Origin of the sequence: Methyloglobulus sp. (assembly GCF_046714055.1) — a bacterium.
GTDB lineage: Bacteria > Pseudomonadota > Gammaproteobacteria > Methylococcales > Methylomonadaceae > Methyloglobulus.
Map to the genome: position 1 here is coordinate 1 of NZ_JBKKBJ010000207.1, position 21394 is coordinate 21394.

20 protein-coding genes and 1 pseudogene are annotated in these 21394 nt (G+C 47.2%); 13 read left to right on the forward strand and 8 right to left on the reverse strand.

The annotated features are described in order from the left end of the window. Positions 1–136 precede the first annotated feature (136 nt). The 7 genes from smbP to gatC all read right to left on the reverse strand — a co-directional run bounded on the left by smbP (position 137) and on the right by gatC (position 7904). The gene (smbP, locus tag ACLQ6D_RS12455) at positions 137–484 is read right to left on the reverse strand and encodes a small metal-binding protein SmbP (protein ID WP_411727614.1); all 348 of its coding nucleotides are present in this window, start codon (positions 482–484) and stop codon (positions 137–139) included. A 187-nt stretch (positions 485–671) separates the two neighbouring features. Further along, positions 672–3335, reverse strand: a complete 2664-nt coding sequence (locus ACLQ6D_RS12460; protein WP_411727615.1) for a UPF0182 family protein — start codon at positions 3333–3335, stop codon at positions 672–674. A gap of 105 nt (positions 3336–3440) precedes the next feature. Further along, positions 3441–4010 (reverse strand): NADPH-dependent FMN reductase, encoded by a 570-nt coding sequence (locus tag ACLQ6D_RS12465; protein ID WP_411727616.1) that lies wholly within the window; start codon positions 4008–4010, stop codon positions 3441–3443. An 8-nt stretch (positions 4011–4018) separates the two neighbouring features. Beyond that, a complete protein-coding gene (locus ACLQ6D_RS12470; RefSeq protein WP_411727617.1) occupies positions 4019–4609 on the reverse strand; it encodes a DUF502 domain-containing protein in 591 nt (196 codons plus the stop codon). A gap of 39 nt (positions 4610–4648) precedes the next feature. Further along, positions 4649–6142 (reverse strand): Asp-tRNA(Asn)/Glu-tRNA(Gln) amidotransferase subunit GatB, encoded by a 1494-nt coding sequence (gene gatB / locus ACLQ6D_RS12475; protein WP_411727618.1) that lies wholly within the window; start codon positions 6140–6142, stop codon positions 4649–4651. Between the two features lie 9 nt (positions 6143–6151). Further along, the gene (gatA, locus tag ACLQ6D_RS12480) at positions 6152–7603 is read right to left on the reverse strand and encodes an Asp-tRNA(Asn)/Glu-tRNA(Gln) amidotransferase subunit GatA (protein ID WP_411727619.1); all 1452 of its coding nucleotides are present in this window, start codon (positions 7601–7603) and stop codon (positions 6152–6154) included. 10 nt (positions 7604–7613) lie between these two features. Then, positions 7614–7904: an Asp-tRNA(Asn)/Glu-tRNA(Gln) amidotransferase subunit GatC gene (gene gatC / locus ACLQ6D_RS12485; protein WP_411727621.1), complete on the reverse strand. Its 291-nt coding sequence runs from the start codon at positions 7902–7904 to the stop codon at positions 7614–7616. A 119-nt stretch (positions 7905–8023) separates the two neighbouring features. Between gatC and ACLQ6D_RS12490 the strand changes: the two genes are divergently transcribed. From ACLQ6D_RS12490 to ACLQ6D_RS12550, 13 genes are all read left to right on the forward strand, one after another. After that, complete coding sequence (locus ACLQ6D_RS12490) at positions 8024–9067, forward strand: rod shape-determining protein (protein WP_411727622.1); 1044 nt, start codon at positions 8024–8026, stop codon at positions 9065–9067. 125 nt (positions 9068–9192) lie between these two features. Further along, positions 9193–10074: a rod shape-determining protein MreC gene (mreC, locus tag ACLQ6D_RS12495; protein WP_411727637.1), complete on the forward strand. Its 882-nt coding sequence runs from the start codon at positions 9193–9195 to the stop codon at positions 10072–10074. Further along, positions 10061–10555 (forward strand): rod shape-determining protein MreD, encoded by a 495-nt coding sequence (gene mreD / locus ACLQ6D_RS12500; protein WP_411727624.1) that lies wholly within the window; start codon positions 10061–10063, stop codon positions 10553–10555. Before mreC ends, mreD begins: the two co-directional genes overlap by 14 nt. 21 nt (positions 10556–10576) lie before the next feature. Continuing rightward, entirely contained in the window at positions 10577–12427 is a 1851-nt protein-coding gene (mrdA, locus tag ACLQ6D_RS12505) for a penicillin-binding protein 2 (RefSeq protein WP_411727625.1), read from the forward strand. Continuing rightward, entirely contained in the window at positions 12424–13557 is a 1134-nt protein-coding gene (gene rodA, locus ACLQ6D_RS12510) for a rod shape-determining protein RodA (RefSeq protein ID WP_411727626.1), read from the forward strand. Before mrdA ends, rodA begins: the two co-directional genes overlap by 4 nt. Before the next feature lie 5 nt (positions 13558–13562). Next, positions 13563–14591, forward strand: coding sequence for a lytic murein transglycosylase B (gene mltB / locus ACLQ6D_RS12515; RefSeq protein WP_411727627.1), 1029 nt, complete (start codon positions 13563–13565; stop codon positions 14589–14591). A 160-nt stretch (positions 14592–14751) separates the two neighbouring features. Continuing rightward, entirely contained in the window at positions 14752–15411 is a 660-nt protein-coding gene (locus ACLQ6D_RS12520) for a septal ring lytic transglycosylase RlpA family protein (RefSeq protein WP_411727629.1), read from the forward strand. 51 nt (positions 15412–15462) lie between these two features. Continuing rightward, positions 15463–16638, forward strand: a complete 1176-nt coding sequence (locus ACLQ6D_RS12525) for a D-alanyl-D-alanine carboxypeptidase family protein (protein ID WP_411727630.1) — start codon at positions 15463–15465, stop codon at positions 16636–16638. Then, on the forward strand, positions 16628–17470 hold the full coding sequence (locus tag ACLQ6D_RS12530; protein WP_411727631.1) for a D-amino acid aminotransferase: 843 nt from the start codon (positions 16628–16630) through the stop codon (positions 17468–17470). The genes ACLQ6D_RS12525 and ACLQ6D_RS12530 overlap by 11 nt, the downstream gene beginning before the upstream one ends. Then, the gene (locus tag ACLQ6D_RS12535; RefSeq protein ID WP_411727633.1) at positions 17467–17730 is read left to right on the forward strand and encodes a YbeD family protein; all 264 of its coding nucleotides are present in this window, start codon (positions 17467–17469) and stop codon (positions 17728–17730) included. Before ACLQ6D_RS12530 ends, ACLQ6D_RS12535 begins: the two co-directional genes overlap by 4 nt. A 66-nt stretch (positions 17731–17796) precedes the next feature. Then, the gene (gene lipB / locus ACLQ6D_RS12540) at positions 17797–18405 is read left to right on the forward strand and encodes a lipoyl(octanoyl) transferase LipB (protein WP_411727634.1); all 609 of its coding nucleotides are present in this window, start codon (positions 17797–17799) and stop codon (positions 18403–18405) included. Continuing rightward, the gene (gene lipA / locus ACLQ6D_RS12545) at positions 18402–19364 is read left to right on the forward strand and encodes a lipoyl synthase (RefSeq protein ID WP_411727635.1); all 963 of its coding nucleotides are present in this window, start codon (positions 18402–18404) and stop codon (positions 19362–19364) included. Before lipB ends, lipA begins: the two co-directional genes overlap by 4 nt. Next, complete coding sequence (locus tag ACLQ6D_RS12550) at positions 19365–20843, forward strand: pentapeptide repeat-containing protein (protein ID WP_411727636.1); 1479 nt, start codon at positions 19365–19367, stop codon at positions 20841–20843. Positions 20844–21212: 369 nt separating this feature from the next. Here the strand turns inward: ACLQ6D_RS12550 and ACLQ6D_RS12555 are convergent. Further along, positions 21213–21394 (reverse strand): annotated as a pseudogene (locus tag ACLQ6D_RS12555) (hypothetical protein); the annotation flags it as partial.

Consider the following 21394-nt stretch of genomic DNA (forward strand, 5'->3'; position numbering starts at 1 on the left):
GAGTTGTTGTGACCACCCTAGTTCGTCTATTGGAATCATGCTTGCTACAAACCCTATATTTATTTATGGGGTTATAGTTTATTTCTCAAGTAAAATGTGATCAAGAGACAGGCATGTTGCCCCGTCCCGCGTACGCTTATTTGTCGGCAGCTTCCAGATGGGTTTTCGCTACACTGGCGTGCTGTGCCGCACTGGCGGCATCGCCCTTACTGGCGGTATCCACGGCAGCTTTCAAGTGAACTTCACCCTCCTCAATGTGCTTAACGACATCTGGATGAGGTGCGTGGGCGGTTTTGGCTGGTCCTGTGTGTTTTAATGCTTCGGTGGCATGTGCGCTCACACCCGTAGCGTCAGTGGCAGCGGCAGCAGCGGTGGCGTGTTCCAGCGCGGCAGAAGTATGCTCTTCTTTAGCGAAAGCCAGGCCGGAAAAAAGGCAGGTAGCCAATATCGTTGATATACCGATAGATAGAAATTTCTTGGACATATAGATCTCCTTGATTGTTTATAATAAAATTTTTAAGATTCAGTGCATTATATGCACCGAAAGGGATATTACACCCATCATTATAAAAGCACAAAAAATAAAAAGCTGTAGTATCTTTACAACAAGTAGGAATCAGCGTTACGAATTCCCAGATTCCGCGAAGCTTCATCCAGGCTACACCTGTACTTCACTCCCCCTCCGGCTTGACAATTGCCTTTGAAGCGCCCGTCTCTTTAACTTCGGCGGCATCCTTGAGATAAAACTGCTTTAGTCGGTTGAAAGCCGACCATAAGGTGGTATCTAAAACCAGCCTGTCACCTATGGAGACAATCACCCTGGTCAGTTCAGGAATCCGGGTTTTTGTCGAAGTCAGGTATATCGGTTGTACATACAAGACTGTATTGCCCATCGGCAAGACAATCATCCGCCCCATCTCGACGGAAGAACCGGCTTGTCCCCAAAGGGTGAAATTGGCTGATATTTCAGGGTTTTGGTTGATTAAGGCTTCAACCTGCGCCGGGCCGTTAACTTGCACATCTTTACCGAATTTATAGACGGTAATGCCGGGTTTGTAATCAAGCCCGCATTTGGCTTTATCCATCACTCCCGCAACGCCGATCATGCTCAAGTTATCGCGGTTGACTGGGGTCATGGGATTAATCATGACGAATTCTTCCCGGTTATTGCAATTGCCGAAATCCATCGTCTGGTAATAAGGCATGACCGGCTTGTCGCGCACGGTCGCAAATTGCCAGGTCTCGCCTTGTTCATAGAACGCTTCGGGGCTTTGTTGATGGTATTTTGCAAATACTTTCATCTGCAACTGATAAAGGTCACGCGGATAGCGCAGATGTTTTCTCAGCTCTTCCGGCATTTCATTCAGGTTTTTGAATAAGCCCGGATAAGCGTTATCGTAGGCCTGGATAATGGCATCGGACGGATCAGAAATATAATAATCGACATCACCATCGTAAGCATCGACAACGACTTTGACTGAATTGCGGATGTAATTAAAGCTTTGCCTGTCTTTTCCAAAATCGAAATCTTCCAGTTTGGAAACCGGATATTTGTCCGATAAGGTGTAAGCATCCTGAATCCAGTAAAACCTGTCCTTGCCGACGACCAGATAGGGGTCATTATCCAGATGCAAAAACGGCGTTAATTTTTTTATGCGGTCAGTAATATTCCGGTTAATCTTGATTCTGCTCTCATTGCTAATATTGGTTGAAAAGAAGATTTTTTCTTCTTTCAAGTAGAAAGCCAGCAGGGCTTTTTTGAACAAAGAACTGATTTGTATCCCGCCTTCCCCGTGATAGTCCTTGGAAATACCAGGATCTGAACTTAGTCCACTACCGGAAATATCGACAATTTTCAGCTTATTAGGCACGATGGCGTAAACGTACTGGCCTTCGCCATAGTAGATGTCTGGGTGCTTGACTTCCAGCCCTGCCGAAGAAAACATATTCAGGTCACGCATATACCAGACCAAGGGCTTATCGGCATCCTGGGCTGCGGAAGTGACAACAGCGCCATAGCCGTGGGTGTAGCGCAAATGGATGTTCTCCCAATTCTGCGCTTCCTCTGGCAGCTTTGAGGTGTTAATCTCCCTTGCGGCAAGATTGACTTGCCGGGTGTGGTCAAGAATAGGATACCGATCTTCATCAACATTAATAAACTGGTAGTACGGCCTTATTTCCTGTAATTGCTTGTAGCTGCTGATGAGATGTTCCCTATCCCATACCGGAATGTTTTCAAAGCGCTTTTGGCTGCTCCAGGTGGCAATATCTTCAGCGGCGTTCACTTTTACCGGCAAATCAACCGTGTTGATATTTTTTAAGTCATAGGCATCCCATGTTGCGTTGATGTTATGTTGTATAAATGGCCTTTCTGTTTTGACAGGATTCGGGTTAACAATATACTTCGCAATAATTTCGGGAATAAAATCGACTTTCGTCAATCCCAGAACGCAGAGGAATACGGCCAGCGATGTTAAAAAGGGGGTAATGATCCGGTGCTTATCTGAAAAAATGAACACCCCTGCCGTGACCGCCATCGCAAGGAAAGAAAGTATTCCCAGCCAGATCAAAGGCAATTGGTAGCGGATTTCAACTACGCCAGGGCCGTAAAATACGGGCTCATGAGAATTGGTATACAGCAATGAAAACCGCTGTAGCAAAAACCCCCACACGACAAAAATAACCACAAAGCCGATCAAAATGCCTAAGTGTATTTTTGCCCCTGGATGTAACTCCTTGATTTGGTTTGGAACAAAGATATGCTCCAGCCAATATAAAGCGCCAGCCATAAAAAATATCAAGGTGGCTGTGCTTAAGAGTTCTGGCTGAATTAACCTGTAGATGGGGTAAGACAGCAGATAAAAGCTGATGTCATTACCATAAACTGATTCCGTAACGCCTGACCGGTTGCCAAAAAAGTAAAGTAAGGTCGTCTCCCATTGGTTATAGAAGGGTATGGCGATGAAGATGGCCAACAGCAGCGCAATTGGGGTGTAGACCTTCACTGACCCATACAGGAATTTTTCCGAAAACTTCTGGAACTTCACGTTCTTGTCAAAATTGCTTAAGACTTCGTCTTGCGGATTCAAACCAAGATAGCGGGACGCGATCCAGAAATGAAAAAAGAAAATCGTGAAAAAAAACAGGGTGACTGCGCCTGAAAGAAAAAATTTGTACAGCAACCGCAACCAAAAATACTGTTCAAGTTTTATGGATTGAAACCACCATAAATCGACAAACAAGTCGAGAAAGATGAAATGGAAGGCGACAAACAGGACAATCGCAATGGCGATTGTCGCTACAATGACTGCTGGTATAAGGTTTAGATTGCGCATAGAGCCCTCTTAGAAATGGATACAGCTTTTAATATTGTTCTTGGGTGTTCTGTTAACCATAGAAGCCTGATTCTTATTTCGTTTCAACTCAACAAAGAAAGTCGATTATTTTAATTTTATTAAATGTTCCGCCAACAACATCCCAAGTTTAATAATCGCATCCTGCTTAACTTCATCAAGCAAATATCCCTCAGCATGAAAGGCCTTGTCCGCATGTGCCACGGCCTGTTGGTCAGGCAGCACGATAATGCCAAGGTTTCCCAGCAACATCCGTAAAAATACCAAGCCTCTCAAGCCACCTAACGCACTGGGCGAAGCTGCCATAATCACAGCGACCTTACCTCGAAACGCCAACAGGGGCAGTTCGTCACCTTCCCGGCGTGAAGCCCAGTCGATGGCGTTTTTCAACAAAGGACTGAACGCGCTATTGTACTCAGGCGAGGCGATCAGGAAACCGTCATGTGCAATCAATAGCACCTTAAAAGCCCTTGCCAGCTTCGGCATTCCTTCCGCTGTTTCAAGGTCTTGATTAAAAATAGGCATAGGGTAATCCGCCAAATTTACGACGGTAACTTCCGCACCTGTTTGCCGTGCGCCAAGCGTTGCAATCTGCACCAGCTTTTGGTTGTATGAACCGTTCCGGGCACTGCCGGAAAAAGCAAGAATTTTAGGCATATTGTATATTAAGGCAACTTCGCCATTTCATTAGCTTTGTCATAATCGACGCCGACGCTCACGATAAAGCTGGTCGCATCTTCAATATCCATTTCTGAATGAATCACTTTTGATTTATCGGCAATCACGGTAAAACCGGAGGTGGGATTGGGTGATGTCGGAATAAACAGCACATACTTGTTTTCGTACCGGTTAGTGACATAAGCGGGCACCCAAATACCGTCTTTGGGATATTCGACATAAACCACTTCCTTGGCAATCGTTTGGTCATCACTGGTAAACATGTTAATCACCTTTTTAAGAACCCTGTAAATAGTATTCAAAAAGGGAATTCTGTCGATAATATGCTCAAAAGCCCTGATAACCAGGGGACGGCCTTTGATAACAATCTCATGGCCTATCGATACCAGTATAAAAAAACTGAGCACAAAAACCACGAAGGTGTAGAGATAACTGTCCGCATACCCGTAAACTAAACTAAACAAATCGGTTAACCGGTCTTTCACGAAAATAATGATCTGTAAAATGATAACAATAGGGATAACCGCAAAAATACCAATCAGGAAGTTATTCAACAGTTTTTTGGTCAATGCTTTCATTTTTGCTCCACGGAATAAGTTTTTACATAATGGTCGGGATCACTTTAGTTTGGCTTTCAGCATTTTATTCACTTCGGCTGGATTCGCCTTACCCTGCATTTCTTTCATCACTAGACCGACAAAGAAGCCGAATACTTTATCCTTGCCGCCGAGATATTGCTCCACCTGGCCTGGATTGTCGGCAATAATTTTATCAATAATGGCTACAATTGCACCGCTATCGGTAATTTGTTCCAGGCCTTTTTCGGCAATAATTTCATCGGCAGTGGCGGTAGAACTCCACATTGCTTCAAACACCTGCTTGGCGATCTTGCCGGAAATGGTATTGTCGTTGATGCGTAGCAATAGGCCCGCCAAACGCTGATAGTTTACTGGGGATTCAGTAATTTCAAGTCCGGCTTTGTTCAATGCCGCAGACAGATCACCCCTCACCCAGTTGACACATATTTCCTCATTGCAACCCGATTCTTTCTCCAGGGCTTCGCAATAATCGAGTTGATCTGGGGTAGCATTGAGTTTCCAAAGCCTATAATCATCTATGTTTGTTATCACGATGGGGATTTGTCCAACCACATTTAGTTTTCCAGCAGCGGGTCTCCGGCCTCCAAGCCATCGGGCATATCGCGACCTCTGTAATTCTGGCGATTGTACTCTTACCTGTGCTTTGAACTCTTCGCTTACAAACACGGGCAACAAATCAGGGTCGGGGAAGTAGCGGTAATCATTGGCTTCTTCTTTGCTCCGCATGGAGCGAGTTTCGTCTTTTACCGAATCGTAAAGACGGGTTTCCTGGACGACTTTACCGCCGCTTTCGATCAACTCAATCTGCCGCTCAATCTCGTGATTGATGGCTTTTTCGACAAATTTGAAGGAATTGATGTTTTTTATTTCAGCGCGTGTGCCATATTCTTTTTGACCCTTAGGCCTTACCGATACGTTAGCATCACACCGAAATGAACCTTCCTGCATATTTCCGTCGCAGATTTTTAGATCAGTCACCAATTCATGTAACCTTTTCATATAAGCCACCGCTTCTTTAGCGGAGCGCATATCCGGCTCGGATACGATTTCGAGTAACGGTGTACCCGCACGGTTTAGGTCGATACCGCTCATGCCGTGGAAGTTTTCATGTAATGACTTCCCTGCATCTTCTTCCAGGTGGGCGCGGGTTATGCCAATTCTTGTGCCGTCCTCAAGATACAAATGACCATTGCCGACGATAGGCAGTTCGAACTGGCTGATCTGATAACCTTTAGGCAGATCGGGGTAAAAGTAATTTTTCCTGGCAAAGACCGAGTACGGAGCGATTTCGGCTTCTATCGCCAAACCGAATTTTACCGCCATATTAACGGCTTCCTTATTCAATACAGGCAATACGCCGGGCAATCCCAAATCGACCGCGCAGGCTTGGGTGTTTGGCGCTGCCCCATAAGCGGTAGCTGCGCCGGAGAATATCTTCGACTTTGTCGCAAGTTGGGTATGAGCTTCCAGCCCTATAACTGTTTCCCATTCATGGCCTTGAGAGTATTCCATGTGCCGCTCCTATTCAAAACCTTTAGGCATTTGCTGATGCCAATCGCTTACCATTTGATACTGATGGGCTATGTTCAATAACCTGTCCTCAGCAAAATAATTGCCGATCACTTGCAAACCCACCGGTTTACCTTCTGCAAAGCCAGCAGGAATCGACATGGCAGGCAACCCGGCCAAGTTGATGGCGATGGTATAGATGTCAGACAGATACATCTCAATCGGGTTGCCGATTTTTTCACCAATGCCGAACGCCGTGCTAGGCGTGACCGGCCCCATGATGACATCAACTTCCGCCAGGGTTTTCTTGAAATCCTCACTGATCAGGCGACGAATTTTTTGCGCCTTGATGTAATAAGCATCGTAGTAGCCTGCCGATAAGGCGTAAGTACCCATAAGTATGCGGCGTTTGACTTCCTTACCGAAACCTTCCCCACGGGAACGCGTATATAAATCAGTCAAATCCTGCGGGTTTTGGCAGCGGTAACCGAAACGTACGCCATCAAAACGCGACAAATTAGCGGAACATTCCGCAGGCGCTATGACGTAATACGCAGGAATAGCCAGCTTAAGATTGGGCATGGAGACTTCTTTAACCTCAGCGCCCATTTTCTGGTATTCCTGAACAGCCGTCTCAATGACAGCCGCCACGTTGTTGCTTAAACCGTCCCCAAAAAATTCTTTCGGAAATCCGATGGTCAAGCCTTTAAGATCGTTTGCCAAACCTGCCTGATAATCAGGTACAGGCAAATCAACACTGGTGGAATCTTTGCCGTCAAAGCCAGCCATTGCCTGCAACAGGATAGCGGCATCCTCAGCACTTCTTGCCATAGACCCGCCCTGATCCAGGCTGGAGGCATAAGCAATCATGCCATACCGGGACACCCGCCCATACGTGGGTTTTAAGCCAGTAATACCGCAAAAAGCGGCTGGCTGACGGATTGACCCGCCGGTATCCGTGCCTGTGGCACAAACCGACAACCGCGCCGCCACGGCAGCCGCCGACCCGCCAGACGAACCACCAGGAACTGAATCCGTTTGCCAGGGATTTCTGACGACTCCGTAATAGCTGGTTTCATTGGATGAGCCCATGGCGAATTCGTCCATGTTAAGCTTACCCAGCATAACCGCACCCTCGCCATTTAATTTTTCGACCACCGTGGCATTGTAAGGCGCAATAAAATTATCCAGCATTTTAGAACCGCAGGAGGTTTTAACGCCTTGGGTACAAAAAATATCTTTTTGCGCCATCGGTATCCCAGTGAGCAAGGTTGCATCATCTTTGGCAATTCTGGCATCGGCACGTTTGGCATCTTGCAATGCCACCTCTTCAGTGACGGTGATATAGCAATTCAATGACTGATGTTGTTTGATTCTGGCTAAAAATGTTTGCGTCAGTTCCACGCTGGAAAATTCACCGGACCGTAACCCTTTGGCTAATTCTTTGATCGACTTATTATGCACTTGCTGTCCTTCACTCAATAACTTTGGGCACCAGATAAAGGCCTTCTTCAACTTGGGGTGCAATCGCCTGAAAGTTATTGCGATTGTCTATTTCTGTGACTTCATCGAGTCTTAAGCGCTGTTTTTGATCCATGATAGGATGGGCCATCGGCATAACTCCATCGGTGTCCGTTTCGCCCATTTGCGTCATAAGCTCCAGCATGCCTGACAAATCTTGGGCATAGGATGCTATATCTTGTTGATCAATTCCGAGGCGCGCCAGATAGGCAATTTTTTTTACATCGTCCGCCGTTAAAGTCATTTTTTGCCCTATATAAAACCTAAAGTAACAAAATATGATACTTTATATCTTGCCCGAATACCCGCTTGATTGATACAGTGTGCAAGTTTAATTCCCTTCTCTCTGGACGCAGGTAAAAAATGTTCAAACGATTTCGCGGCCTTTTCTCAAACGACCTCTCAATTGATCTTGGAACCGCCAACACCCTGATATACATTCCCGGTCAGGGCATTGTCCTCAACGAACCGTCGGTAGTGGCCATCAAAGAAGACAAGGTGCGCGGCACCAAGAGCATTGTCGCTGTGGGTACCGAAGCAAAACTGATGTTGGGACGGACACCCGGCAACATCACCGCCATCAGGCCTTTAAAAGATGGTGTCATTGCCGACTTTGCCGTCACGGAACGAATGTTGAGATTTTTTATTGAGAAAGTCCACAAGAGTAAACTACTGAGGCCCAGCCCGCGTATTTTAATCTGCGTCCCGTGCGGGTCAACCCAAGTGGAACGGCGTGCCATCCGGGAGTCGGCGGCTATGGCCGGTGCCCGCGAAGTTTTTCTGATTGAAGAGCCGATGTCCGCGGCTATAGGGGCGGGTCTTCCTGTCGATGAGCCTAGCGGTTCAATGGTACTTGACATCGGCGGCGGCACCTCAGAAGTGGCCATTATCTCGATCAACGGTATCGTCTATTCAAACTCAGTCCGTATCGGGGGCGACCGCTTTGATGAAGCCATTATCAATTATGTACGGCGGAACTACGGCACTTTAATTGGTGAAGCCACGGCCGAAAAAATAAAATTTGAAATCGGCACTGCTTATCCGGGCAGTGAAGTCAGGGAAATAGAAGTCAAAGGCCGCAACCTGGCTGAAGGCGTACCGCGCAGCTTTGCCTTAAACAGCAACGAAATCCTTGAAGCTTTGCAGGATCCCTTAGCGGGTATCGTCAGCGCGGTAAAATTTGCACTAGAACAAACCCCACCTGAACTCGGCTCTGATGTTGCCAATCGGGGTATCTATTTAACCGGGGGCGGAGCTTTGTTAACAGATATTGATCGCCTCATCTCCGAAGAAACCGGCCTGCCTGTACATATAGCTGATGACCCCTTGACCTGTGTGGCCAGAGGTGGCGGCATGGTTTTGGAAATGTTGGATAAAAAGGGGTTCTCTGCCTATTCATTTGAGTAATAAATCTCCCGCTGGCAGCAATACTTAATTCTTTTGATGGCCGGTGTGACTCTATTGCAACCTTTGCGGCACTGCGAACCTCACCTTTACTGGCCGATTATTAAACTGATACGAGACCTCCCGCTATAAAACTATTATTTGCCGAAGGCCCATCGATCCATACGCGTCTGCTCATTGCAGTCATAGCCTCAATCGGCCTATTGACGATGGAACACATCAGCGCTCGGCTGGCTCCGGTTCGCTCCGCACTATCCCTTGCTGTTGACCCCGTTAAATACTTGGTTGACCTCCCCACGGAAGTAGCGAGTCGAATCGGTTACTCGCTCAGATCGTATTCTACTTTAAAGAGCGAAAACAAAAAACTGCGGGAAACTCAAGCTATCAAGCAAATCCGTCTCCTCAAATACGATGCGCTGGAACAGGAAAATATCCGGCTAAGGGCTTTGCTGGAAAATTCTTTTAAGCTGGGCGAGCAAGTTCTAGTCGCTGAATTGCTATCAGTCAACATTACCCCCCCTTACGAAAACATAGTGGTCGTTAACAAGGGCACCCGTTTTGGTGTACATCCTCAGCAAGCCGTTGTCGATGCCAATGGGATAGTGGGGCAGGTTTTCCGGGCGCTACCGCATAGCTCCGAAATCATGTTAATCACCGATCCAAACCATGCTATCCCGGTGCAGGTCAACCGTAATGGGCTATTGACCATCGCTGTTGGCAGTGGCGATCTAAACCGTCTTAACTTACCTTTTTTACCTGATAATGCAGATATCCGCCCTGGAGATTTATTAATTACTTCTGGTTTAGGAGGAGCTTTCCCGCAAGGCTATCCGGTAGCCGTCGTCGACCCATTCACTCCACCCGCCAACAAGCGGATTACGGCCACCCCAAAAGCATTGCTTGACCGCAACAGGGAATTGATGATTGTCTGGAGCAACACAAAACCCATTTCCCTTGCACCCTCTCAACTACCCACACAAACTGAGGTGGAGGATCATGCCGATGAATAACCCCTATGGCTTTGGCCGTATTATCTTAACTATTGTCATCGCAATGTGCCTAAAAATAGCGCCATTACCCGTCATGTTTGCTGTTTACAACCCGGATTGGGTGCTGCTGACTCTCATTTACTGGTCGCTAGCCGTACCTGAGCGCGTCGGCATTTTTCACGCTTGGACATTCGGATTGCTCACCGATGTTTTGACCGGAAGATTGCTTGGTCAGTATGCCTTGGCTTATTCGTTGGTCATCTACATTTGCCTGTCGCTGCACAAACGCCTGCGCCAGTTCCCGTTTATCCAACAAGCGCTGTTCATATTCTTTTGTCTGTTGATGTCACAGCTTCTGCTTTTTTTCATAAAAAATATTCAATACACAGCACAATTAAAACCCACTTTCTGGCTTTCCGTTTTTATTGGCACCCTATGTTGGCCCTTGGTTTATACCGTGTTACGTTTTGTCCGTTTAGCAAAACCCGTTAAAACTGATTAATTTGCGCTGGTCACCTTTTCGATGCCCCGTATTTTAACCTTTAAGGACAACCCGGAAGAGAGCCGCCTGTTTCTCAGCCGCATCATATCGGCCTTTATTGTCATCATGATATTAACTACCGGGCTCATTATCCGCCTGGTTTACTTGCAAATTGTCGGCCACCAGCACTATTCGACCCTGGCCAAAGAAAACAGTATCAAAATCGAGCCGACTGTGCCTTCTCGCGGCATCATCTATGACAAGCATGGAAATATCCTGGCTGAAAACACACAAACTTACAGCCTGGAACTTATCCCGGAACAAATCGACGATTTGGACGACACGCTATTAAAATTGAAAAAGTTACTCGACCTGCCGGATGAAAAAATCGAGCAATTTGAAAAACTACGCAAACGTCAAAAACGTTTTATTGGAATTCCCCTGCTGTCCAACATGACCGAAGAAGAAATGGCAAAATTTGCCGTGGCACGGCCCTTTTTTCATGGCGTTGATGTCCATATCCGCCAGCTAAGACACTACCCTTACGGCGACTTGGCCGCCCATGTCGTTGGCTATGTCGGACGTATCAACGAAGATGAACTGAAAGAATTGCCCATCGCTGAATATCGAGGCTCCACTTATGTTGGAAAACTGGGGATAGAAAGCGCTTACGAGTCAGAGTTACACGGAACAACCGGTTATTCGGAAATAGAAACCAATGTCCAGGGACGCCCGCTAAAAACGCTCAAGGAAATTGATCCGATAGCCGGAGCAAATCTCTATTTAACGCTGGACATAGAGTTACAAAAAACGGCCTTCGATGCCCTGGAAAATTATAATGGTGCCGTTGTTTCGATTGAGATTGATACCGGAGGTGTCCTGGTTTTCGCCAGCCGCCCCGGTTTTGATCCTAACCCTTTCGTTATCGGCATAAGCACTGCTGCCTACAAAGCATTGGAATCCTCGCCAGACCAACCGCTGTATAACCGTGCACTCCGCGGCCTATATCCGCCCGGCTCTACCATCAAGCCCTTTATGGCATTGGCTGGGCTTGAATACAATACTGTCAGCACCCAGCAGCAACTTTTCTGCCCAGGATTTTATCAGTTGCCCAATACCAGTCACCGTTATCGTGATTGGAAAAAAGGCGGACATGGTTCGGTGAATGTCACCGAGGCTGTAACCCAATCTTGTGATGTCTATTTTTACCGGCTGGCTGGTATGTTAGGTATCGACCATATTCACAGCTTTTTGCAACAATTCGGTTTTGGCGAAAAAACGGGCATAGACCTGATTGGTGAAAAATCAGGATTATTGCCTTCCAGGGACTGGAAAATGGGCAAAAAAAAGCAACCCTGGTTCCCTGGAGAAACATTGATCACAGGAATAGGCCAGGGTTATCATCAAGTCACACCATTGCAACTTGCCAAAGCCACCGCTACTTTGGCGAATAAGGGCAAAATGGTGACGCCCCATCTGGTAGACAAGATTGTGACGGAATCTACCAGCAAACCCGGCGAAAATACTCCGCATACGACCATTCCGCTAAAATCCGCCAATATTAAAACCGTGATAGCTGCGATGGTTAATGTTGTCCACAGCAACCGGGGTACCGCAAGGAGCATAGGCATGGATATTAACTATCAAATCGCCGGAAAAACCGGAACCGCCCAGCTTATCAATATCAAACAGAATGCCAGTTATAACGAAAATCAAATTGATTTTAAACAACGCGACCATGCCCTGTTTATATCTTTCGCGCCTGCTGACAACCCGAAGATTGCGGTTGCGGTGATCGCTGAAAATGGTGGCCATGGCGGATCAGTGGCAGCGCCCATCGCGGGCAAGGTCATTAAGCAATATTTGCGCGATAAACTAACACCACAGCCATGAAGATTGAGTCCCGGCGCGAACAATTCCATACCCCTACACTGATCGAACGCATACTCGGAAAGTTGCATATTGATATCCCCTTGTTTCTCGTCCTGTTGCTTATTTCATTGCTGAGTTTTGTCATCCTTTACAGCGCCGGAAGCCAGGAAATGGGTCTGTTGGTTAGGCAGGCTGTCCGGGTTGGATTGGCTTTCCTGCTCATGACTTTACTGGCCCATATCAATCCCTATCAATTTAAGCGCTATTCAGCCCTGTTATTCGGCATAGGTATTGCTTTGCTCATCGCAGTATTCATCATGGGCCATACCGGTAAAGGCGCGACGCGCTGGCTGGATCTGGGTTTTTTCCGCTTTCAACCATCGGAAATGCTCAAAATCACAATGCCCATGATGATTGCCTGGTATCTCGCCGATCATGCTTTACCGCTGAAACCCCAACAACTCTTGATCGCAGGAGTATTTATCCTTATCCCTACGCTACTGATAGCTAAACAACCCGATTTAGGAACGGCAGTATTAGTCGCAAGTTCCGGCGCGGCGGTACTATTTTTCGCAGGACTATCTTGGAGCTTCATCCTGGCAATTTTGGTGTCACTGTCTGCCTTAGCACCCATCGTCTGGCATTATTTTCTTCTTGATTTTCAACGCGCCCGTATCATAACGCTCTTGAATCCCGAAGCCGATCCATTGGGCAGGGGCTACCATATTATCCAATCGAAAATCGCCATTGGCTCTGGCGGCATCTATGGAAAGGGCTGGCGGGGCAGCAAACAGTCAGAGCTGGAATTTCTGCCGGAAAGCTCGACCGACTTCATTTTTGCCGTATTTGCCGAAGAATTCGGCCTATTCGGCTGTTTGGGGCTAATAACGCTTTATCTCCTGGTTATCGGCCGTTGCTTGTATATAGCCTCTCAAGCCCAAGACACCTACAGCCGCTTATTGGCTGGCAGTCTAGCCTTCACTTTTTTTGTCTATGTTTTTGTCAACATAGGCATGGTCATCGGTATCCTGCCGGTCGTTGGCGTGCCTTTGCCTATGATCAGTTACGGAGGCACTTCAGTTGTCTCCTTATTGGCGGGTTTTGGCATCCTCATGTCCATACACACCCACAAAAAATTTATTCCTTATTAAAAACCATGAAATCTATCAACCTGTTGCACCGGCTGATCATTATCTGTCATTACTTTATCATTTTATCCTGCGCTGGCTCGATCAAGGATCAAGAAACAGTTGATGGGTTTATTGAGCAAATGGTTGCGACACATCAATTTAATGACGCAGAGCTTACCGATTTATTTAATAAGGTTCAACTGAACGAAGACATCATTAAAAGAATATCAAAGCCATCCGAGGGTTTACCTTGGTACAAATATCGCAAAATATTCCTAAAAGAACCTCGAATCAAAGCCGGAGTGCAATTCTGGCGTGAAAATGACGGAACTTTGGCGGCTGTAGAGAAAGAAACGGGCGTTCCTGCCGAAATTATCGTCGCCATCATCGGCGTTGAAACGCTGTATGGGCAACACACAGGTCATTATCGTGTCATTGATGCCCTATCTACGCTTGCTTTTGCTTACCCGCCCCGAAGCCAATTTTTTCGTAGCGAGCTGGAACATTTTTTGTTGCTTTGCAGGGAGGAACATATCGATCCATTAAATCCTACGGGTTCGTATGCCGGGGCTATGGGGATGCCACAATTCATGCCCAGCAGTTATCGGCATTATGCTGTTGATTTTAATAAAGATAGGCATCGTGACATTTGGCATGACCCCAGTGATGTCATCGCCAGTATTGCAAACTATTTTGTCAAACATGGCTGGCAAAAAAACCAGTCTGTGATATTTCAAATTCTTGACAAAAGTCATAAATCTGTAAAATCTTTTCCTTTTCTTAAGGGGGATTTAAGTTTACTCACGTCTAATTCAATAAACCCAAAAATAAGTACACCTTTACTTTCAACCAATAAAGCGAAAATTATCGCTTTTGAACAAGAGAATGGCGAAGAATTATGGGCTGCATTAGACAATTTTTACGTAATTACCCGCTACAACCACAGTCCCTTATATGCAATGGCTGTTTTTCAGTTAAGCCTTGCCATTTCTAATCAAAGAGTTTCCTCCCCTTATGAACAAAATCATATCAATACCCCTCATCCTGGTTCTTAGCAGTTGTTCCAGTAACCAAATAAAAACAAACGAAGCGCCCATCCAAACGCCATTTATCTCCCAACAAGCTTCGCCACCCAACGTATCCCTTGAACCACCAAGCCAAACAAAGTATCAAATCAGGCATCATTCAATCATAGAGTTGAGTGGAAACTCCTTCATGGGCGGAAAAGACACGAATAACATTAAAAATGAAGAACCTGCACAACGGGAGTACTGGCTTCCACGCATCGCCCGTTACATAAAGAAAGGCATAGCTTCCTGGTATGGCCCCGGATTTCACGGCAAAAAGACGGCTACCGGTGAAATATTTGACATGTATGAAATGACCGCCGCCCATAAAACCTTGCCAATACCGTCGTATGCCCAGGTAACTAACCTGGAAAACAACAAGACCGTTGTCGTTCGCATCAACGACAGGGGCCCTTACGTGGGTGACAGAGTTTTAGATTTATCATACGCCGCAGCAAAAAGATTGGGCATCCAGCATGAAGGCACCGGTAAGGTGGAAATTAAAGCTATCTCACCCCTGCAAGCCCTGCCACAAATCCAGAAAACCGCCGAAAGCCAACATAAAAAGGTTTATTTTCAGGTGGGTAGCTTTGGTAGCCAAAGCAAAGCTTTAAAACTGCAAGACAAAATCGCTTCACATAACCTGCCTGAACCCACCATTCTCGCTTCAGGACATAGAAAAAATACCCTGTATAAGGTGCAAATGGGGCCTATTAAATCCTCGGAAAATGCCGAAAAGCTGAGTTACCAACTGGCAAAAATAGGGATTAAAGACCCTCAAATTGTCACTCAGACAAGACAAAATTAAAATAACGCATGGTACAATAAAGCATTGTTTTACTAAAACTATGCTTAATACATGACTTATTTGAAAAGTTTTGCCGATTATCGTTTTTTATTTTTACTCCTGCTCTTCACATTCTCAAAGGCCAACGCGGAAGAAACTGAAAATCTCACGCCTCCGCCGCCGACCATCGCCGCCAGCAGTTATATCTTACAAGATTACAATACTGGCAAAGTCCTCGCAGAAAACAATGCGGACGTTAAACTAGCCCCCGCCAGCCTCACCAAAATACTGGCTGTTTACGTTGTTTTCAAAGAAATCAAAAATGGTCATTTACACCTGGAAGACAAAGTAACAATCAGTCAGAACGCCTGGAAAACCAGTGGTTCGCGTATGTTTATCACGGTTAATGACCAGGTCAAGGTCGAAGATCTGCTCAAAGGCGTTATCATCCAATCCGGTAATGATGCCAGCGTTGCCCTGGCTGAGCATGTGGCAGGAAACGAAGCCACTTTTGCAGAACTGATGAATCAACACGCTGCACGTTTGGGTATGGTCAATAGCCATTCCGAAAACAGCGATGGCTTGCCTAGCGAGAGCCATTACACGACAGCAAGGGATCTTGCCATTATCACGACGGCTTTAATAAAAGAATTTCCTGAATACTACCCCTGGTTTTCACAAAAAGAATTTACTTACAACAAAATCACCCAGCAAAACCGGAACATGTTGCTCTCCCGTGATGAATCGGTTGACGGTGTAAAAACCGGACACACTGAAGATGCCGGTTATTGCCTAGTTACGTCTGCGCTCCGTAACGGAATGCGGCTGATTTCAGCGGTCATGGGCACTGAAAGTGTGAATGCACGGGCCAATGCAAACCAAACCTTGCTTAATTACGGGTTCCGTTTTTTTGAATCGCATCGTCTCTACCAAGGAAAAACGTCGATCAAAGAAACCAGGATATGGAAAGGCGCCACTGAAACCCTGCAACTGGGCTTAGCGGATGATCTTTACGTCACCATACCCCGCCGCCGTTACAACGACCTGAAAGCCACCATAAATGTCGATAAACAAATCATCGCGCCAGTGAAAACAGGCGACAAACTAGGTTCAGTCACTGTCGCCCTCAAAAATGAAATCATCGCCACCAAAGATTTAGTGGCGCTTAAAGAAGTAGACAAAGGCGGAATAGTAAGACGGCTATATGATAGTGCGTTAATGATGATCAAGAAACCCGATGGAAACTGAGACTGTCTACCTTAACGGCGATTATGTGCCGTTAGCCGATGCCAAGATTTCGGTTATGGACAGGGGGTTTTTGTTCGGCGATGGCGTCTATGAAGTCATTCCGGCCTATTCTGGGCAATTGTTCCGTCTCGAAGATCACCTGGAGCGCCTTGATAAGAGCCTTAGGGCCATTCGTCTACAGAATCCCCATAGCCATGAACAATGGCTTAACCTATTGACCCCGCTGCTCAAGAAGGGCTTAGACCAGTCCGTTTATCTCCAGATCACAAGGGGCACTGCACCCAAAAGAGACCATGCGTTTCCCCAAAATGTCACGCCCACCGTATTTGCCATGGTTACGGGTATTACCCCGCATTCTGACCCTGATAATGGTGTCAAAGCGCTCAGCATGGAAGATAGCCGCTGGAAACTGTGCGACACCAAGGCAATTACCTTATTGGCCAACGTCCTGCTTAGGCAAGCAGCCGTTGACAATGGCTGTACTGAGGCCATCTTATTCAAAGATGGCTATTTGACTGAAGGCGCTGCCAGCAATGTTTTTGCCGTGATCGACGGCATTTTGATGACACCACCCAAAAGCAGTGCAATCTTGCCGGGAATAACGCGAGATGTCATTTTGGAGATCGCCCGAAAAAACAACATTCCTTGCAGCGAACAAGCCATTTCCAAGGCTGATATAAAAAAAGCGAGCGAACTATGGATAACCAGCTCCACCCGTGAAATCATCCCCGTTGTTGAACTGGACTCGGAAAAAGTCTCAGGCGGCAAACCTGGGCCAGTTTGGAAAACGTTTTATAAACTCTTTCAGGAACACAAACAGTCGTTACGATGAGCGAGGAAACCCTGTTAGAATTCCCCTGTCAGTTTGCTATCAAGGCAATGGGCAGAAACAATCTTGAGTTTGATCTATTGGTCATTGAAATTGTCCGACGCCACGTACCCGACCTTCATGAACAGTCGGTAACTACCCGACCAAGCAAAGATGCTAATTATCTGGCAGTGACTGTGATGATACAAGCGACCAGTAAACAACAATTGGATGCTATCTATCAGGATTTATCGGATCATCCGCAAGTTTTAATGGCCTTATAAATCAGGCAGAATACCAACTTTGCTTTCCCTAAGCCAGCAAACCTTGATATGGCTCACCTTTTAACAATGCCAGCGATAATCCGTGAACTTGGCTTGCAACCTTACGAAACTATCTGGCGGGAGATGCAGCTATTCACCCAAGAACGCACGGAAGAAAGAGCCGACGAAATCTGGGTTATGGAACACTTGCCCGTATATACGCTAGGATTGAATGGCAAACCGGAACACGTATTAAATTCTGGCGATATCCCCGTCATCCAGAGTGACCGTGGCGGTCAAGTGACTTACCATGGGCCGGGGCAATTGGTCATCTATACCTTGCTCGACATCAAGCGCCTGAAACTTGGCATACGGCAGCTAGTTACACTCCTGGAACAGTCGATGATTACTGCCTTAGCGCAATTCAGTATAACAGCAGTAGCCAAACCAGAAGCGCCGGGCGTTTATGTCAATGACAAAAAAATCGGATCTATTGGGATCAGGATTAAAAGGAACTGTAGTTATCATGGCATCAGCCTTAACAATGACATGGACTTAAAACCTTTCGATCATATCAACACCTGCGGTTTCCGGGATTTACAAGTGACGCAACTGGCCGACTTCGGCGTTTCTGTTGGCACGGCTGACCTCGCCGTTCCTGTTGTGCTAGCCATTAACTCGGCGCTCTATTCATGAATAATCAAGCCCCTTCCCGCTCTACTCCCGAATCGCACCAACGCAATGCCGAAAAACTGGCACGGATACCGATCAAGGTCGAACAGCCCGAAACGGTCTTACGCAAACCGGACTGGATACGTATCAAAATATCGGCCAGTGACGAAATTACCCGCGTCAAACAACTGTTACGCGAACACCAACTTCATACCGTCTGCGAAGAAGCGGCCTGCCCCAATTTAGCGGAATGCTTTCAGCACGGCACGGCCACCTTCATGATTCTGGGCGATTTGTGTACCCGCCGCTGTCCGTTTTGCGATGTCGCGCATGGCAAACCGCTGCCGCTGGATAAGGAAGAGCCCCAGCACTTGGCGAATGCCATACAAGCGCTGGCGCTAAAATATGTCGTGATTACCTCGGTAGATCGGGATGATTTACGCGATGGTGGGGCCGGGCATTTTGCCGACTGCATCAAAAAAATTCGACACCTAACACCGAGCACAAAAATAGAAATTTTGGTGCCAGACTTTCGTGGGCGGATCGACAAAGCGGTTGACATCCTGGCAAACGAGCCGTGTGATGTGTTTAACCACAATCTGGAAACCGTCCCAAGACTGTACAAACAAGTCCGTCCCGGCTCTGATTACCAAGGCTCGTTGAACCTACTCAAGCAATTTAACCAGGCGCAACCGCACATTCCCACCAAATCAGGGTTGATGCTCGGCGTGGGCGAACAGCAGGAAGAAGTCCATCATGTCATGCAGGATTTACTGGCGCATGGCTGTTCCATGTTGACGCTTGGACAATACCTACAGCCCAGCAAAGCGCATCTTCCCGTTAAGGCTTATATTACCCCAGCCGAATTCGACGAGTATGGCGAGATCGCAAAAGCCATGGGCTTTAAACAAGTCGCCAGTGCGCCGATGGTGAGATCGTCCTATCATGCGGATATGCAGGCTAAAAGTATTATCAACGAATAAATGAACAACAGCCCGCCTGCCGACGATGAACTCGATCCGCCTTATCGCGATGTTTTTAAAGATCCGCAAAACGGCACCCCTGATAATATCACGCAGGCGGGTTGCCTGGCGCTGGCGCGCTTGGGCAAAGAAGCCTGGAATGCCTGGAGGAAAGATTTTCCGGCGTGGGGATCTATTGCAGATCCGTGGGAAAATACGGCGGACTTCAGTGGGTTCGATTTCCGGGACAAGTGGACCAATTTTGATGACTTTGAGTTTGATCATGGAGCACGCTTTGATGGTGCGCAGTTTGGCTATAACGCGTTCTTTACCTATACGCAGTTTGGCGATCAAACAAGCTTTATCGGTGCGCAATTTGGCGATGACGTAAACTTTGAAGGTGCGCATTTTGGCTATAACGCACGCTTTGAAGGCGCACGGTTTGGTAATCGCACGAGCTTTTACGGTGCGCAATTTGGTGATGTCACGAGCTTTATCGGCGCGCAGTTTGGTGCTCTCGCGAGCTTTGAAGGTGCGCAGTTTGGCGATGACGCGCATTTTGATGGTGCGCAGTTTAACGATGGTGCGCGTTTTGACGGTGTGCAGTTTAACGATCGCGCGAGCTTTGCAGGATTCAACTGGGCATCATTGGCAGACCTGTATAGAAAATGTCCCGGCGGGCTGGAGGCTGCCAAAGCCTGGGCCGAAGCGCGAGGGCTAAGCTCGGAAACTTTCAAGTCGATTTCCTTTAAAGGGGCAGACTTTGCTGGTCAGGTTGATTTCTCGGGCCGTGCGTTCGAAGGCCCTACCTCGTTTGGTCGCCTTAACTATCCAATAAAGATAAAGCGACGCAGCCCGGATGGAAACATCGTTGAAAAGGTTTTGCCAAAAGGTCATCCGGTGGTATTTGGTCAAGCCCCACTATTTCACAATTGCAAGCTGCACCAGGACAGCACATTTTATGGTGCTGAGTTTCCTAACCCATCGACAGACCCGACAAAAAACGACACAGCCGCCCGCGCCTACCGTACGCTCAAGCTGGCTTTTGCCCAGCAGCAGGCTACGCATGAGGAGCAGCGTTTTTTCCGGCTGGAAATGGATGAAGAAGCGGCACGCGCTTCACGCAGTCAACGCTGGTTGTTTGTCGTTTACAAATGGGTGAGCGATTATGGGTTCAGCCTGAGCCGTCCAACGTTTTGGTGGCTAGTATTCATGCTATTGTTTTCGCTGATCTATAGCTTGCTGGCGGGCTTTACGCTTTGTATGCCTTGCCAAGCGGACTGCCACATCAGATACGACTTGCTGCAGTTCACGCTGCTGCAAGCCTTGCCGCTGCCGGGGCTGGACAAATGGAGCGATAGCTTGCGGCAGGGTCTGTTTCCCAAAGAGGGATGGGGCAGCGTTTGGATTATCGTGGCAGTGATGATTCACAAGGCGATCTCATTACTGGCCGTATTTCTGTTCGGCCTAGCCTTACGCAACCTGTTCAAAATGAAATAACAGCGTCATAATGCTTTCCTCTATCCGCTGCGTAAGCAAAACAGACCGGTAGGTTGGGGTGAGTTTACGAACCCCAACGCACTGAACTAAATGAGCTTATCATACTCTCCATGCGAACCAATCCAGAACCATACGAGACCTTCCGTACGTTCTTTCGCCAAAGCACGGTACCGAAGGTCGACGCGAGCCGACCAAAAGCTACCAACCTTCTTGAGACGAATTGAAGGATGGTGAGGATCGGCTTTGAGGGAGGGCAAAATTCTTGTCCAGCAGATGTTGAATGTCATTGGGTAACTGGTGGTAGTGGAACCAGAACTCGGGCGAGGTGAAATGGTTCAAAGCGGAATGCAGCGACCCGCATCAAAATCTTCATCGGCTAGCTTTCCAGCCGTATCCAGGCGACCTGCGAGAAATGTCAGGCTCGATCTTCTTATCCCACTGTTCCGCCATGAACTCCTCAAACCACTGCGAAAAGCGAACGAGGTCGGACGGAGGCAGGTGTGCAATGGCGGCTTCTAACCCTTCAATATTCATACAATTAAGCGTACCTC

Excerpts from the sequence above, each read along its gene's own strand:
- smbP (WP_411727614.1), bottom strand. The coding sequence starts at position 484 with ATGTCCAAGAAATTTCTATCTATCGGTATATCAACGATATTGGCTACC.
- ACLQ6D_RS12460 (WP_411727615.1), bottom strand. The coding sequence starts at position 3,335 with ATGCGCAATCTAAACCTTATACCAGCAGTCATTGTAGCGACAATCGCC.
- ACLQ6D_RS12465 (WP_411727616.1), bottom strand. The coding sequence starts at position 4,010 with ATGCCTAAAATTCTTGCTTTTTCCGGCAGTGCCCGGAACGGTTCATAC.
- ACLQ6D_RS12470 (WP_411727617.1), bottom strand. The coding sequence starts at position 4,609 with ATGAAAGCATTGACCAAAAAACTGTTGAATAACTTCCTGATTGGTATT.
- gatB (WP_411727618.1), bottom strand. The coding sequence starts at position 6,142 with ATGGAATACTCTCAAGGCCATGAATGGGAAACAGTTATAGGGCTGGAA.
- gatC (WP_411727621.1), bottom strand. The coding sequence starts at position 7,904 with ATGACTTTAACGGCGGACGATGTAAAAAAAATTGCCTATCTGGCGCGC.
- ACLQ6D_RS12490 (WP_411727622.1), top strand. The coding sequence starts at position 8,024 with ATGTTCAAACGATTTCGCGGCCTTTTCTCAAACGACCTCTCAATTGAT.
- mreD (WP_411727624.1), top strand. The coding sequence starts at position 10,061 with ATGCCGATGAATAACCCCTATGGCTTTGGCCGTATTATCTTAACTATT.
- mrdA (WP_411727625.1), top strand. The coding sequence starts at position 10,577 with ATGCCCCGTATTTTAACCTTTAAGGACAACCCGGAAGAGAGCCGCCTG.
- rodA (WP_411727626.1), top strand. The coding sequence starts at position 12,424 with ATGAAGATTGAGTCCCGGCGCGAACAATTCCATACCCCTACACTGATC.
- mltB (WP_411727627.1), top strand. The coding sequence starts at position 13,563 with ATGAAATCTATCAACCTGTTGCACCGGCTGATCATTATCTGTCATTAC.
- ACLQ6D_RS12520 (WP_411727629.1), top strand. The coding sequence starts at position 14,752 with ATGGGCGGAAAAGACACGAATAACATTAAAAATGAAGAACCTGCACAA.
- ACLQ6D_RS12525 (WP_411727630.1), top strand. The coding sequence starts at position 15,463 with ATGACTTATTTGAAAAGTTTTGCCGATTATCGTTTTTTATTTTTACTC.
- ACLQ6D_RS12530 (WP_411727631.1), top strand. The coding sequence starts at position 16,628 with ATGGAAACTGAGACTGTCTACCTTAACGGCGATTATGTGCCGTTAGCC.
- ACLQ6D_RS12535 (WP_411727633.1), top strand. The coding sequence starts at position 17,467 with ATGAGCGAGGAAACCCTGTTAGAATTCCCCTGTCAGTTTGCTATCAAG.
- lipB (WP_411727634.1), top strand. The coding sequence starts at position 17,797 with ATGCCAGCGATAATCCGTGAACTTGGCTTGCAACCTTACGAAACTATC.
- lipA (WP_411727635.1), top strand. The coding sequence starts at position 18,402 with ATGAATAATCAAGCCCCTTCCCGCTCTACTCCCGAATCGCACCAACGC.
- ACLQ6D_RS12550 (WP_411727636.1), top strand. The coding sequence starts at position 19,365 with ATGAACAACAGCCCGCCTGCCGACGATGAACTCGATCCGCCTTATCGC.